Source organism: Kitasatospora fiedleri, assembly GCF_948472415.1.
In the GTDB taxonomy this organism is placed as follows: Bacteria; Actinomycetota; Actinomycetes; order Streptomycetales; family Streptomycetaceae; genus Kitasatospora; species Kitasatospora fiedleri.
Map to the genome: position 1 here is coordinate 5,193,860 of NZ_OX419519.1, position 14,191 is coordinate 5,208,050.

Consider the following 14,191-nt stretch of genomic DNA (forward strand, 5'->3'; position numbering starts at 1 on the left):
GCAGGGGCGCAGACCGTCCGCCGGGGGTACGGCTACCCTTGGGGCGACGACAGTACCCGTACTCGATGCCGCAAGGGACCCGCGACCGACGTGTTCGACACTCTCTCCGACCGCCTCGCAGCGACGTTCAAGAACCTCCGGGGCAAGGGCCGTCTCAGCGAGGCGGACATCGACGCCACCGCGCGCGAGATCCGGATCGCCCTGCTGGAGGCGGACGTCGCGCTCCCCGTGGTCCGCGCCTTCATCAAGCAGGTCAAGGACCGGGCCCTCGGCTCCGAGGTCTCCGGCGCGCTGAACCCCGCCCAGCAGATCATCAAGATCGTCAACGAGGAGCTGATCAGCATCCTCGGCGGCGAGACCCGCCGCCTGCGCTACGCCAAGACCGGCCCGACCGTGATCATGCTGGCCGGCCTCCAGGGCGCCGGCAAGACCACGCTGGCCGGAAAGCTCGGCCACTGGCTCAAGACCCAGAAGCACACCCCGCTGCTGGTCGCCTGCGACCTCCAGCGCCCCAACGCCGTCACCCAGCTCGGCGTCGTCGCGGAGCGGGCCGGCGTCGCCTTCTACGGCCCGCAGCCCGGCAACGGCGTCGGCGACCCGGTGCAGGTCGCCCGCGACTCCGTCGAGTACGCCAAGCAGAAGCAGTACGACGTCGTCATCGTCGACACCGCCGGCCGCCTCGGCATCGACGCCGAACTGATGCAGCAGGCCGCCGACATCCGCGCCGCGATCGACCCGGACGAGGTCCTGTTCGTGGTCGACGCCATGGTCGGCCAGGACGCGGTCACCACCGCCCAGGCCTTCCTGGAGGGCGTGGACTTCACCGGCGTCGTGCTCTCCAAGCTCGACGGCGACGCCCGCGGCGGCGCCGCGCTCTCGGTCGCCCACGTGACCGGCCGTCAGATCATGTTCGCCTCCAACGGCGAGAAGGTCGACGACTTCGACGCCTTCCACCCCGACCGGATGGCCTCGCGCATCCTCGGCATGGGCGACGTCCTCTCGCTGATCGAGAAGGCCGAGCAGACCTTCTCCCAGGCCGAGGCCGAGAAGATGGCCGCCAAGCTCCAGGGCGGCGGCAAGGACTTCACGCTCGACGACTTCCTGTCGCAGCTGGAGCAGGTCCAGAAGATGGGCTCGATCTCCAAGCTGCTCGGCATGCTCCCCGGCATGGGCCAGATCCGGGACCAGATCAACAACCTGGACGACAAGGACGTCAACCGGGTCGGCGCGATCATCAAGTCGATGACCCCGGCCGAGCGGACCGACCCGAAGCTGATCAACGGCTCGCGCCGGCTGCGCATCGCCAAGGGCTCCGGCGTCCAGGTCGGCGAGGTCTCCAGCCTGGTCGAGCGGTTCTTCGAGGCTCGCAAGATGATGTCCGCGATGGCCTCCGGCAAGGGCATCCCCGGCATGCCGGGCATCCCCGGGATGGGCGGCGGCGGCAAGCGCTCCGGCAAGAAGGCCCCGGTCGCCAAGGGCAAGCGCAAGAGCGGCAACCCGCTCAAGCGGGCCCAGGAGGAGGCCGCGGCCGCCGAGCGCAAGGCCCTCGGGCCGGGCCAGGGCGCCCAGTCCGGCGGCGCGTTCGGCGTCCAGCCGGGCCAGGGTCCGGCGGACTTCCAGCTCCCCAAGGAGTTCAAGGACCTGCTGTAGGCGGCGGGGCGGCACGGACCGGGGGCGCGGGCAACCGCGCCCCCGGTCGCGTCCGCCCCCGCCACCCGTGCCCGCGCTTCCGCGCGCGGGTGCGCCATGATGTCCCGTATGCGCGTGACGATCCGAGCCCCCCGCCCCGATGACGTCGTCCCCTACGCCGAGGCGGTGCGCCGCTCCGCCGCGCACATCGGGCGGTGGAACCCGGTGGAGCCGGACGGCATGCCGGACCTGCTGAGCCGTCAGGGCGCGGGCCTGCGGACGTTCATGATCGTCGACACCGGGACCGGCGGCCTGGTCGGCAAGTGCAACGTGGCCAACATCGTGATGGCGCGGTTCTGCAACGGGGTGCTGGGCTACGACTCGTACGAGCCGTTCGTCGGGACCGGCCGGATGTCGGAGGGCATGCGGCTGGTGGTGGAGCGCTGCTTCACGCGGCCGGAGCGCGGCGGGCTCGGGCTGCACCGGCTGGAGATCAACGTCCAGCCGGACAACGAGCGGTCGATCGCGCTGGCCCGCCGGCTGGGCTTCCGGCACGAGGGGCTCACGCCGCGGATGCTGTTCCTGCAGGACGCCTGGCGCGACCACGAGCGCTTCGCGCTGACCGCGGAGGAGTGGCCGACGCCGGTGCGCTGACCGGGGCGGCCGACCGGTGCGCCGACCGGGGCGCGGCGCGGCGTTGCGCGCCGTCCGGCGGGCACCCGGTCCGTATCGTCCGACGGGTGAGCAACCCCGTGCCGCCGCGCCAGACCCCCGACCAGCCCTGGCGGTCCGAGGGGGCGCCGCCCCCTCCGCCGCCGAAGAAGAGGATGCCGGGCGGCTGGACGGGCCTGATCCTCACCGCGCTGGTGGTGTTCCTGCTCTCGGACCTGCTGCTGAGCTTCTTCGGCAACGGCGGGTCGACCACGATCTCGTACACCGAGTTCACCAAGCAGCTGAACGGCGGGAACGTCACCAAGGTCTACGCCAAGGGCGACGCCATCGAGGGCACGCTCAAGAGCGAGCGGCCCAGGCCGGACGGCGAGAAGGGCGACTACACGGAGTTCACCACCCAGCGGCCGGAGTTCGCCACCGACAACCTCTGGGGCACCCTGCAGTCGCAGAACGTCGAGGTGACGGCCCGTCCGGTGGTGCAGCAGCGCAGCTTCCTGGCGAACCTGCTGATCTCGCTGGCGCCGATGCTGCTGCTGATCGGGGTCTGGGTGCTGATCGCCCGCCGGATGTCCGGCGGGATCGGCGGCGGCGCGCTCGGCCGCAAGGCCCCGCCGAAGCCGGTGGACACCAGCCAGGGCAAGCGCACCACCTTCCGGGACGTGGCCGGCATCGACGAGGTCGAGGCCGAGCTCAGCGAGGTGGTCGACTTCCTGAAGAACCCGCAGGCGTACCGCCGGCTCGGCGCGAAGATGCCGCGCGGCGTCCTGCTGTCCGGCCCGCCCGGCACCGGCAAGACGCTGCTGGCCCGGGCCGTCGCCGGGGAGGCGGACGTGCCGTTCTTCTCCGCCTCGGCGTCCGAGTTCATCGAGATGATCGTCGGCGTCGGCGCCAGCCGGGTCCGCGAACTGTTCGCCGAGGCCCGCAAGGTCGCCCCGGCGATCGTGTTCATCGACGAGATCGACACCATCGGGCGCCAGCGCGGCGGCGGTGGCGGCATGGGCGGCCACGACGAGCGCGAGCAGACGCTCAACCAGATCCTCACCGAGATGGACGGCTTCTCCGGCTCCGAGGGCGTCATCGTGATCGCCGCGACCAACCGCGCCGAGGTCCTCGACCCGGCGCTGCTGCGCCCCGGCCGGTTCGACCGCCGGATCACCGTCAGCCCGCCCGACCGGGCCGGCCGCGAGCAGATCCTGCGGATCCACACCCGCCAGGTGCCGCTCGCCGAGGGCACCGACCTGGACGCCGTCGCCCGCACCACGCCCGGCATGACCGGCGCCGACCTGGCCAACCTGGTCAACGAGGCCGCGCTGATCGCCGTCAAGCGCCAGCAGGACGCCGTCGACCGGGCGAACCTCTCCGAGGCGCTGGAGAAGGTCCAGCTCGGCGCGGTGCGCCCGCTGGTGATGCCCCAGCAGGAGCGCGAGCGCACCGCCTTCCACGAGTCCGGGCACGCCCTGCTCGGCATGCTGCAACCCGGCGCCGACCCGGTCCGCAAGATCACCATCGTGCCGCGCGGCCGGGCCCTCGGCGTCACCCTCTCCACCCCCGACACCGACCGCTACTCCTACACCGAGCCCTACCTGCGCGGCCGGATCATCGGCGCGCTCGGCGGGATGGCCGCCGAGCAGGTGGTCTACGGGGTGGTCACCACCGGCGCCGAGAGCGACCTCGAACAACTCACCACCATCGCCCGCTCGATGGCCGGCCGCTGGGGCATGAGCGAGCGGGTCGGCCGGGTCACCGCCGTCCCCGACGACGGCCAGTCCCCGTACGGCCTGGCCGCCGCGCCCACCACGCTGGACGCGGTCGACGAGGAGGCCCGCCGGATCGTCGCCGAGTGCTGGGAGGAGGCCGTCGCCCTGCTGCACCGGCACCGCGACCGGCTCGACGCGCTGGCCGCCGCCCTGCTGGAGGCCGAGACCCTGGACGAGGACGCCGCGTACGCCGCGGCCGGGCTCGGCCGGTCCTGACCCCGCGCCGTCCTCCGGGCCGGTCGCTCAGCGGCGGGGCCGCGTCCCCACCGCCCAGCGGAACTCGTTCGCCATCCGCACCGAACCGTCCGGGCGCAGGTACGGCCGCAGCGCCTCCTCCAGCTCCTTGACCACCAGCGCCGTCCCCGCGGCCGCCTCGGCCCGGTCGAACAGGCCGGTGGAGAGCAGGCCGCGGACCGCCGAGTCCAGGCCCGCGTAGGCGAACGGGCAGGCCGCCCGACCGCCCCCGGACGGGCGCGTCCCCGCCGCCGCCAGCAGCGACTCCAGGGCGCCCGGGCCGGACGCGGCGAACGGGTCCGGCGCGTCGAGCGGGGCGTACCGGCGGGCCACCTCCAGCACGGCGGCGCTCTCGCAGCGCTCCGGCCGGCCCCAGGCGGCCACCACCAGCTGCCCGCCGGGCAGCGTGCGCTCGGCCGACCAGGCGACCAGCGCGGGCACCGGCGGCTGCTCGAAAACCGTCACCAGGGAGTGCGCCGGGCGGGGGACGGGGTGCGCCGAACGGGCGAGGGCCGCCGGGCCCCCGCCGGGCGCCACCTGCAACCCGCGGGCCGCCGCCAGCTCCCGCAGTCCGCCGTCCGCCTCCACCCCCGCGACCTGCGCGCCGCGCCCGGCGGCGAGCAGCAGCGCCAGCCCGGAGCGGCAGCCGACGCCCAGCAGACTGGTGGCCGCGCCGACCTCCAACCGCCGGTAAACGTCCTGGTAGAGGGGGACGAGCATGCGCTCCTGGATCTCCGCCCAGTCCCGCGCCCGACCGCCGCGCCCCGCCGGGCCGTCCGTCCGGACCCGGTCCACGGTGCTGCCGGTCACCTGCGCTGAAGCCATCGCGGCCTCCCATTCGGTCTTCGGAATCGGCTGCGGCCCCCGCAGCCCGGCCCCCGGCCCCTCTCCCAGCGAACAGCGGGCGGCCCCCGCCGTCCAGAGGGGTGCGAGCAGGTATCCGTGCGCCGTGGGTGTGCGCCCCGGGGTGTGCGCGGGCGCGGTCCGGTGCGGGGGCCGGTCCGGGGCCGGTGCGGCGCGGCGCGGGGGCGGGGTTTCGGGCCGGGAGGAAACGGATTCACGGTCCGGCCCCGGTTTTCCGTACCATTCGGCCCATGGCTAAGGCACCCGTTCTCACTCCCCAGGCGGACGACTTCCCCCGCTGGTACCAGGACCTCATCAACAAGGCAGAGCTGGCCGACAACGGTCCGGTGCGGGGCACCATGGTCATCCGACCGTACGGCTACGGCCTGTGGGAGCGGATGCAGCAGGAGATGGACGCGCGGATCAAGAAGGCGGGCGCGCAGAACGCCTACTTCCCGATGTTCATCCCGCAGTCCTACCTGACCAAGGAGGCCGAGCACGTCGAGGGCTTCGCCCCCGAGCTCGCGGTGGTCACCCACGGCGGCGGCAAGGAGCTGGAGGAGCCGGTCGTCGTCCGGCCCACCTCCGAGACCATCATCAACGAGTACTTCTCCAAGTGGGTGCAGAGCCACCGCGACCTGCCCCTGCTGATCAACCAGTGGGCCAACGTGGTCCGCTGGGAGCTGCGCCCGCGCGTCTTCCTGCGCACCACCGAGTTCCTCTGGCAGGAGGGCCACACAGCCCACGCCACCTACGAGGACGCCCGCGCGTACGCCTCGCTGATCCACACCGACGTCTACGGCGACTTCATGACCAACGTGCTGGGCATCGACGTGGTGCTCGGCCGCAAGACCGCCAAGGAGCGCTTCGCCGGCGCCATCAACACCCTCACCCTCGAAGGCATGATGGGCGACGGCAAGGCGCTGCAGATGGGCACCAGCCACGAGCTGGGCCAGAACTTCGCCAAGGCGTTCAACACCACCTACCAGCTGCAGGGCGCCGAGCGCGAGTACGTCTGGCAGACCTCCTGGGGCGTCTCCACCCGCATGGTCGGCGGCTTGATCATGTCCCACGGCGACGACAACGGCCTGCGGGTCCCGCCGCGGCTGGCCGCCGTGCAGGCCGTGGTGCTGGCCATCAAGGGCGACGACGCGGTGCTGGCGAAGGTCCGCGAGATCGGCGCCGCGCTGGAGGCGGCGGGCGTGCGGGTGGTCGTCGACGACCGCACCGACACCCCGTTCGGCCGCCGCGCCGTCGACTGGGAGCTCAAGGGCGTCCCGCTGCGGATCGAGGTCGGCCCGCGCGACCTGGAGGCCGGCACCGCGATGCTGGTGCGCCGGATCGCCGGCGGCAAGGAGCCGGTCGCGGTCGACTCCCTGGCCGCGATCGTCCCCGGCATCCTGGAGGAGGACCAGGCGCAGCTGCTGCGCGAGTCCCGCGAGCGCCGCGAGGCCCGCACCGTGGACGTCAAGACCATCGAGGAGGCCGCCGAGGCCGCCACCACCGGCTGGGGCCGGATCTCCTGGGCCGACCTCGGCCCCGAGGGCGAGGCCAAGTTGGCCGAGCAGGGTGTTTCGGTGCGCTGCCTGATCGCCGAGGACGGCTCCGTGCCGGCCGCCGACGACCAGCCCGGCAACCTCGCCCTGGTCGCCCGCGCGTACTGAGCCGCCCGCCGCGGCCGCCCCTCCCGGGCGGCCGCGGACCGGTTCCCGGCCGGTCCTGGACCCGTGAACTGCGCGATCGGCGGCTCTCCCGGCGAATTCCGGAATCCCGGTCCGCGTCACGGCAGTTGAGCTACTCACCAGTCAACTCCCCGAGGTAGTCGACAAGCGGTACGGTGTACGGCCCGTGGCCCTGTCAATTTTCGGACAGGACGCGGGCCGTCCGTCGTGGGGATGTTGGGCTCCGCGGCGGGTGCCGAGAGCCCGGCGAAACCCGCCGGTTCGATACGTGCAGGGGGTTGGTCTTGCGTCAGTCCGGAGCCGCGCAATTCGCGCGCGGAAGTGCGTTTCTGAGAGTCCGCTGGGAATTCCCCGACCTGGGTGCCCGCCGGAACACCACCTCTCTCTCCATCGTTGGTACAGCGTGAGCACGACACAGCCCCTCGTCCTCGCGGCCGAACTGGCCGCCGCCTGGAGTGACATTCAGGCCCACCACCGGGACCTGCCCGATCTGGCGTCGCCCGAGGCGCTGATCGGCGAGTCCTCGTCCGCCTGCGGCACCCAGCTCAACTTCGAGCGACTGCTGCACGAGGCCGCCCACGGCCTGGCCGCCGCCCGGGAGATCCGCGACACCTCGCGGGCCGGCCGCTACCACAACCGCCGCTTCCTGCTGCTCGCCTCCGAGCTGGGCCTGGCCCACCCGGTCGAGCCGCACGCCAGCAGCGGCTTCTCCCAGGTGACGATGGGGCACGAGACCCGCGACCGCTACGCCGAGACCATCGAGCGTCTCGACCGCGCGCTCGGGGCGCACCAACTCGCCGTCGCCGGCGAGGGCAACCACCGCGCCTTCCGCGGGCCGGCCGCACGGCACGGCTCCTCGGGCGGCGGCGTCCGGGTCAAGGCGGTGTGCGGCTGCGGTCGCAACGTCCGCGTCGTCCCGTCCGTGCTGGCGCAGGCCTCGATCGTCTGCGGCGCCTGCCAGCAGCCGTTCAAGATCGCCTGAACCGTTCCGGGCGACGCCCGGCCGGGACGGTGTTCGGCCGGGACGGTGTTCGGCCGGGATGCTGTTCGGCCGGAACGGCGCCCGGGCGGATCGGTGCTCGGCCAGGACGGTGCTCGGCCAGGACGGTGCTCGAACGGGCCGCGGGCGGGGTGCCCGCGGCCCGTCGGCATCCGGACCGGAGGTCCCGTCCGGACCGTGCGGGGGCGCGGTCCGGGGGGCCTGCGGCGGTGTGGCACAATGGATGGCTGAGTACTCGGCAGCCTAGACAGGACCCTCTCTCCTAACGGCTGGCGTGTCCCTTGAACGGCACCTCGCGCCGCAGCCCCACGCGGCGGAGCGCTGCTCACCCACGTCAAAACCAGGAGAATCCACACCCGTGGCTGTCAAGATCAAGCTGAAGCGTCTGGGCAAGATCCGCTCCCCGCACTACCGCATCGTCGTCGCCGACTCGCGCACCAAGCGTGACGGCCGCGCGATCGAGGAGATCGGCATCTACCAGCCGACGTACAACCCCTCGAAGATCGAGGTCGACGGCGAGCGCGCCCAGTACTGGCTGTCCGTCGGCGCCCAGCCGACTGAGCCGGTCCTCGCCATCCTCAAGCTGACCGGCGACTGGCAGAAGTTCAAGGGCCTGCCGGCTCCGGAGCCGCTGAAGGTGGCCGAGCCCAAGGTCGAGGACTTCTCGCACCTGTTCGCCAAGGCCGTCGCCGGCTTCGAGGACGCCACCACCGGTGTCGCCATCACCCCGAAGGCCAAGAAGTCGGACAAGGCTGACGAGGCCGAGGCCGCTTCCACCGAGGCCTGAGCATGATCGAGGAAGCCCTCGATCACCTGGTGAAGGGCATCGTCGAGCACCCCGACGAGGTGCAGGTCCGCTCGCGGAACCTGCGCCGCGGCCACACCATCGAGGTGCGCGTGCACCCCGACGACCTCGGCAAGGTGATCGGCCGGGGCGGCCGCACGGCTCGCGCGCTGCGCACCGTGGTCGGCGCCCTGGGCGGACGCAACGTCCGGGTCGACCTGGTCGACGTGGACAGCCTCCGCTGACCTCCGCTCGACCGCCGAGGGCGCCGACCGCCAGGTCGGCCAACCGGGTTTCAGGACCGGCCGGGACGCATCCGTCCCGGCCGGTCCTTCCCGTTTCGGGGATCTTCCCGACTCCGGGAGCTCTCCGTTCCGGGGGCTCCCCGCTTCCCACCAGTGCCATCACCTCTCAGGAGAACGATCACCGTGCAGCTCGTCGTCGGCAGGATCGGCCGCGCCCACGGCATCCGGGGGGACGTCAGCGTCGAAGTCCGCACCGACGAGCCGGAGCTGCGGCTCGGGCCCGGCGCGGTCCTCTTCACCGACCCCGCCGCCATCGGACCGTTGACCGTCGAGACCGGCCGGGTGCACAGCGGACGCCTGCTGCTGCGCTTCGCCGGCGTCAAGGACCGCACCGCCGCCGAGGCCCTGCGCGGCACCATGCTGATCGCCGAGGTCGACCCGGACGAGACCCCCGACGACCCGGACGAGTACTACGACCACCAACTCATCGGCCTGGACGTGGTGCTGGCCGACGGCACCCCGGTCGGCGAGCTCACCGAGGTGCTCCACCTCCCGTACCAGGACCTGCTCACCGTCCAGCGCCCCGACGGCACCGAGGTGCTGATCCCGTTCGTCGAGCAGATCGTCCCCACCATCGACCTGGACGAGCAGCGCGTCGTCATCACCCCGCCGCCCGGCCTGATCGACGCCGCCGACGCGGGTTCGGGTCCGGGTGCGGCTGCGGGTGCGGGTGCGGGTGCGGAGGAGGGCCCGGGCGACGGCTCGGATGCGGTCCCGGGCGCCGGTCCGGACGCCGGCGAGAACGGCGGCTCGGACTCCGGCGAGAACGGCGGCGGCGCGTGAGCGACCTGCGGATCGACGTCGTCACGATCTTCCCCGAGTACCTGGAGCCGCTGAACGTCTCCCTGGTCGGCAAGGCGCGGGCCCGCGGGCAGCTGGACGTGCACCTGCACGACCTGCGGACCTGGACCACCGACATCCACCGCACCGTGGACGACACCCCCTACGGCGGCGGGCCCGGCATGGTGATGAAGCCCGAGCCGTGGGGCGCCGCCCTGGACGCCGTCCTGGCCGCCGGGCCCGAGGGCGAGGTGCCGACCCTGGTGGTGCCCACCCCCAGCGGACGCCCCTTCACCCAGGAGCTGGCCCAGGACCTGGCCGCCCGCCCCTGGCTGGCCTTCGCGCCCGCCCGCTACGAGGGCATCGACCGCCGGGTCATCGAGGAGGCCGCGACCCGGATGCCGGTGGTCGAGACCTCGATCGGCGACTACGTGCTGGCGGGCGGCGAGGTCGCCGTGCTGGTGATGGTCGAGGCGATCGCCCGGCTGCTGCCCGGCGTGCTGGGCAACGCCGAGTCGCACCGCGACGACTCCTTCGCCCCCGGCGCCATGGCCGACCTGCTGGAGGGCCCGGTGTACACCAAGCCCGCCGAGTGGCGCGGCCGGGAGGTGCCGGAGGTCCTGCTCAGCGGCCACCACGGGAAGATCGCCCAGTGGCGGCGCGAGCAGGCGTTCGCCCGCACCCTCACCAACCGGCCGGACCTGGTGGCCCGGTGGCAGCGCGAGGCGTTCACCAAGAAGGAGCGCGAAGCGCTCAGCGTGCTCGGCCTGGCCTGGGACGAGGCAGACGGCCGATTTCGGTCTGTGGCCGACCCTGTGGAACAATAGGCGACTGCTGTCTGTCGCCCGGCTCCCCTCGCGGGGAGTCAGTGGACCGGTGCCCCCGCCACGGGGGGCTCACCGCCAGCCGAAGCGGCCCGCAGCACCACCCAGTTGACACGAATATCCGTGGGCGGCCCGTGGCGCCTGCGATGGAGAGCAACGATGAGCAACAAGCTCGCTGCTGTCGACGCGGCCTCGCTGCGCACCGACGTCCCCGCCTTCCGCCCCGGCGACACCCTCAAGGTGCACGTCCGAGTCATCGAAGGCAACCGCTCGCGCGTCCAGGTCTTCCAGGGCGTCGTCATCCGCCGTCACGGCGCCGGCATCGGTGAGACCTTCACCGTTCGCAAGGTCAGCTTCAACGTCGGTGTCGAGCGCACCTTCCCGGTGCACACCCCGATCGTCGAGAAGATCGAGGTCGTGACCCGCGGTGCGGTCCGCCGCGCCAAGCTGTACTACCTGCGCGACCTCCGCGGCAAGGCCGCGAAGATCAAGGAGAAGCGCGACGCGTGATCGCGCAGGCTCACCCGGGGTCGGCCCTCCAACCGGTGTAGACCGGGGGGATAAGCTCACCTCCGATGAGCACGCACGAGCCACCAGCGGACCGCGACGGCAGTCCCGCACCCACGGGTGCGGACTCGCCGCCGCGGTCCGCCGCCGTTTCCGCCCCCGGAGCGGCGACCGGCACCGCCGCTAGCGCCGCCACCGTCACCGCCCCGGCTTCCGGCACGGACTCCGAAGGTGCGGAAGGCCCGGCGGGCGAGGACGGCCCCGAGGACGAGGGGGACGACGGCCACGGCGGCGGGCGGCGGTGGTCGCGGGACCTGCTGTGGATCGCGGCGGTGTGCGTGGTCGTCCTGCTGCTGGTGAACGCCTTCGTGGCCCGGCCCTTCGCGGTGCCGTCCGGCTCGATGGAGGGGACACTGCGACCGGGCGACCGGGTGCTGGTCAACCAGCTCGCGTACGCCTTCGGCAAGCACCCGCAGCGGGGCGACGTGGTGGTCTTCGACGGCATCGGCTCCTTCCTGCCGTACCAGGACGAACCGTCCGGCCTGAAGCGGCTGCTGGCCGGCGCGGGGCTCGCCCCGGCCGGTGACACGGTCTACGTGAAGCGGGTGATCGGCGTCGGCGGCGACCGGATCACCTGCTGCGGCACCGACGGCCGGCTCAGCGTCAACGGCGTGCCGCTGGACGAGAGCGCCTACCTGCTCCCCGGCGACGCGCCCTCGGCGGTACCGTTCGACATCGTGGTTCCTGACGGCAAGTTGTGGATGATGGGCGACCACCGCAGCGCCTCCCGGGACTCCCGTGACCACCTCGGCGAGCCCGGCGGAGGCGCCGTGCCCGAGGACAAGGTGATCGGCCGCGCGGACTGGGTGATGTTCCCCCTCGGCCGCGCCACCTCCCTCGACCGACCGGCGGCGTTCGCCGCGATTGAGGGGACCGGTGGCCATGGGGAGCAGAGGTAGACCCAGGACCGCCGCCGCTGCCGCCGGGCCGTCCGGCTCCGACCTCGGAGTCGACCCCGACCACGACCCCGCGTCCGGGTCGGTGTACCTGCCCCCCGCGGGCGGGATGGAGGGCGCGGCGGGCACGGAAGGCACGGACGACGCAGACGACGCGCAGGACGCAGCCGGCCACGGCGGCAGCGGCGGCAACGGTACGGCCGGCGCCGGTACGGACGGTGCGGCGAGCCGTCCCGTCCGGGGCCGCGCCGAGCGCCGCCGCACCGCCAAGCGTGCCGCGCGCCGCAGCCGTCGCTCCCTCCTGCGCGAGCTGCCGGTGATCGTGCTGGTGGCCCTGGTCATCGCGTTGGTGATGAAGACGTTCCTGATCCAGGTGTTCGTGATCCCCTCCGGTTCGATGGAACAGACCCTGCGGATCGGCGACCGGGTCGTCGTGGACAAGCTCACCCCGTGGTTCGGCTCGGAGCCGGAGCGCGGTGAGGTGGTGGTCTTCAAGGACCCGGGCGGCTGGCTGGAGAACGACCACAAGCCGTCCACGGACGGGCCCGTGCTGCGGAACGTGAAGTCGGTGTTCTCGGCGGTGGGGCTGCTCCCTTCCGACGACGAGCGGGACTTGATCAAGCGGGTGATCGGTGTCGGTGGCGACACCGTCGAGTGCTGCGACGAGCACGGCCGGGTGAGCGTGAACGGCACGCCGCTGGACGAGCCGTACGTCGCGGCCGGCAACTCGCCCTCGCGGATCACCTTCAAGGTGACGGTGCCCCAGGGACGGCTCTGGGTGATGGGCGACCACCGCGACCTGTCCGCCGACTCCCGCTACCACATGGGCAATCCGGGCTCCGGGACGATCCCGGTGGGGAACGTGGTCGGCCGCGCCTTCATGGTGGCCTGGCCGCTCTCCCACTTCGGTCAACTCGGCGTTCCCGATTCACTCTCCTCCCTGCCGGGGCGGGCGGCCGGATCGGCGGCCATCGGGCCGGTTCCTGCGGAACCCCCGCTCGTTATGGGTGTGTTGGGCGTGCTTCCGCTCCTCACCCGGTACCGCGGCACGCGCCGGAGGGGCGGGCCGGTGGCCGACTGACATCCGGGTCGGCGCGTGGGAGCACGGGCATGTCGACCGGTAGTGATAGAGAAGTGTGAAGTGCTCGGTTCCGGCCTGGTGTCGTGCCTGCCCCAGCGGGCAAGCCAGAGGCGGGCTTTCGATCGATCGCAGAGTGTGGTGCCCGCTGTGCGGCACTCGTGAGCGCGGGCGCACAGGCGTCCGCACAGCAGGGAGGAGATGTCGTGGGGGATCTGGTGATCGGTGCCCGCTCAGGTGCTCCGGAGCCCGACGGGGAACCCGTGGGCAACCAGGAGGGACTGCCCGCCGGTGACGGCGAGGAGCAGCGGGACGCCGAGGCGGGGGCGGAGGCCGCCGGCGATTCGGCGGCGCCGTCCCGGCGGGCGCCGAAGCAGCGTTCCTTCTGGAAGGAACTGCCGATCCTGATCGGCATCGCGCTGATCCTGGCCCTGGTGATCAAGACCTTCTTCGTCCAGGCGTTCTCGATCCCCTCCGGGTCGATGGAGAACACGCTGCAGGTCGGCGACCGCGTCCTGGTCGACAAGCTCACCCCGTGGTTCGGCTCGGAGCCGGAGCGCGGTGAGGTGGTGGTCTTCAAGGACCCGGGCGGCTGGCTGAACGACGAGCCGACCCAGCGCAGCGACAACTCCTTCGTGCGCGGCGTGCAGGACGTGTTCAGCTTCATCGGGCTGATGCCGTCCAGCGACGAGAAGGACCTAATCAAGCGGGTCATCGCGGTCGGCGGTGACACCGTGGAGTGCCAGGGCTCCGGCCCGGTCAAGGTGAACGGCATCGCGCTCGACGAGCCGTACATCTTCCCCGGCAACACCCCGTGCGGGGAGAAGCCCTTCGGCCCGGTGAACGTGCCCAAGGGACGGCTCTGGGTGATGGGTGACCACCGAGGCAACTCCCTGGACTCGCGGTACCACATGGACCAGCCCGGCGGCGGAACCGTCCCGGTCGACAACGTGGTCGGCCGCGCGTTCGTGGTGGCCTGGCCGATCGGCGACTGGGCGACGCTGCCCGTCCCGGACACCTTCGACCAGAAGGGCCTGGCCGCCGCCGGACCGCTCGCTCCGACGATGGCCGGTACGGCGCTCGCCGCCCCCGCCGTGTGGTGGGTGCGCAGGCGCCGCCGCTGACCGGAGGGCGATCGGT

At 72.7% G+C, this 14,191-nt stretch carries 14 protein-coding genes; 13 read left to right on the plus strand and 1 reads right to left on the minus strand.

Going from position 1 to position 14,191, the window contains the following annotated elements; all coding sequences use genetic code 11:
• Positions 1-90 precede the first annotated feature (90 nt).
• The 3 genes from ffh (at position 91) to ftsH (ending at position 4,274) form a co-directional block, all read left to right on the plus strand.
• Positions 91-1,650 (plus strand): signal recognition particle protein, encoded by a 1,560-nt coding sequence (gene ffh, locus QMQ26_RS23900; protein ID WP_282202630.1) that lies wholly within the window; start codon positions 91-93, stop codon positions 1,648-1,650.
• Positions 1,651-1,758: 108 nt separating this feature from the next.
• Entirely contained in the window at positions 1,759-2,283 is a 525-nt protein-coding gene (locus tag QMQ26_RS23905; protein ID WP_282202631.1) for a GNAT family N-acetyltransferase, read from the plus strand.
• A gap of 86 nt (positions 2,284-2,369) precedes the next feature.
• On the plus strand, positions 2,370-4,274 hold the full coding sequence (gene ftsH / locus QMQ26_RS23910) for an ATP-dependent zinc metalloprotease FtsH (RefSeq protein WP_282202632.1): 1,905 nt from the start codon (positions 2,370-2,372) through the stop codon (positions 4,272-4,274).
• A gap of 27 nt (positions 4,275-4,301) precedes the next feature.
• Here the strand turns inward: ftsH and QMQ26_RS23915 are convergent, their stop codons facing one another.
• Complete coding sequence (locus tag QMQ26_RS23915) at positions 4,302-5,117, minus strand: class I SAM-dependent methyltransferase (protein ID WP_100836205.1); 816 nt, start codon at positions 5,115-5,117, stop codon at positions 4,302-4,304.
• A gap of 269 nt (positions 5,118-5,386) precedes the next feature.
• On the opposite strand from QMQ26_RS23915, the gene proS reads away from it, so the two are divergent.
• The 10 genes from proS to lepB (QMQ26_RS23965) all read left to right on the plus strand — a co-directional run bounded on the left by proS (position 5,387) and on the right by lepB (QMQ26_RS23965) (position 14,175).
• The gene (gene proS, locus QMQ26_RS23920; protein ID WP_100836204.1) at positions 5,387-6,799 is read left to right on the plus strand and encodes a proline--tRNA ligase; all 1,413 of its coding nucleotides are present in this window, start codon (positions 5,387-5,389) and stop codon (positions 6,797-6,799) included.
• Positions 6,800-7,220: 421 nt separating this feature from the next.
• Entirely contained in the window at positions 7,221-7,799 is a 579-nt protein-coding gene (locus QMQ26_RS23925) for a hypothetical protein (RefSeq protein ID WP_030458815.1), read from the plus strand.
• 376 nt (positions 7,800-8,175) lie between these two features.
• On the plus strand, positions 8,176-8,604 hold the full coding sequence (gene rpsP, locus QMQ26_RS23930) for a 30S ribosomal protein S16 (protein WP_014138264.1): 429 nt from the start codon (positions 8,176-8,178) through the stop codon (positions 8,602-8,604).
• A gap of 2 nt (positions 8,605-8,606) precedes the next feature.
• Positions 8,607-8,846 (plus strand): RNA-binding protein, encoded by a 240-nt coding sequence (locus tag QMQ26_RS23935; protein ID WP_014138265.1) that lies wholly within the window; start codon positions 8,607-8,609, stop codon positions 8,844-8,846.
• A 183-nt stretch (positions 8,847-9,029) separates the two neighbouring features.
• Positions 9,030-9,689 carry a ribosome maturation factor RimM gene (gene rimM / locus QMQ26_RS23940; protein ID WP_282202633.1) on the plus strand — a complete coding sequence of 220 codons (660 nt, stop codon included), beginning with the start codon at positions 9,030-9,032 and terminating at the stop codon, positions 9,687-9,689.
• Positions 9,690-9,694: 5 nt separating this feature from the next.
• On the plus strand, positions 9,695-10,513 hold the full coding sequence (trmD, locus tag QMQ26_RS23945; RefSeq protein WP_282206599.1) for a tRNA (guanosine(37)-N1)-methyltransferase TrmD: 819 nt from the start codon (positions 9,695-9,697) through the stop codon (positions 10,511-10,513).
• A 156-nt stretch (positions 10,514-10,669) separates the two neighbouring features.
• Complete coding sequence (gene rplS / locus QMQ26_RS23950; RefSeq protein ID WP_099902885.1) at positions 10,670-11,020, plus strand: 50S ribosomal protein L19; 351 nt, start codon at positions 10,670-10,672, stop codon at positions 11,018-11,020.
• A 65-nt stretch (positions 11,021-11,085) separates the two neighbouring features.
• A complete protein-coding gene (gene lepB / locus QMQ26_RS23955) occupies positions 11,086-11,976 on the plus strand; it encodes a signal peptidase I (RefSeq protein ID WP_282202634.1) in 891 nt (296 codons plus the stop codon).
• An 82-nt stretch (positions 11,977-12,058) separates the two neighbouring features.
• A complete protein-coding gene (gene lepB, locus QMQ26_RS23960) occupies positions 12,059-13,054 on the plus strand; it encodes a signal peptidase I (RefSeq protein ID WP_282202635.1) in 996 nt (331 codons plus the stop codon).
• A 260-nt stretch (positions 13,055-13,314) separates the two neighbouring features.
• Positions 13,315-14,175, plus strand: coding sequence for a signal peptidase I (gene lepB, locus QMQ26_RS23965; protein WP_449768961.1), 861 nt, complete (start codon positions 13,315-13,317; stop codon positions 14,173-14,175).
• Positions 14,176-14,191 lie beyond the last annotated feature (16 nt).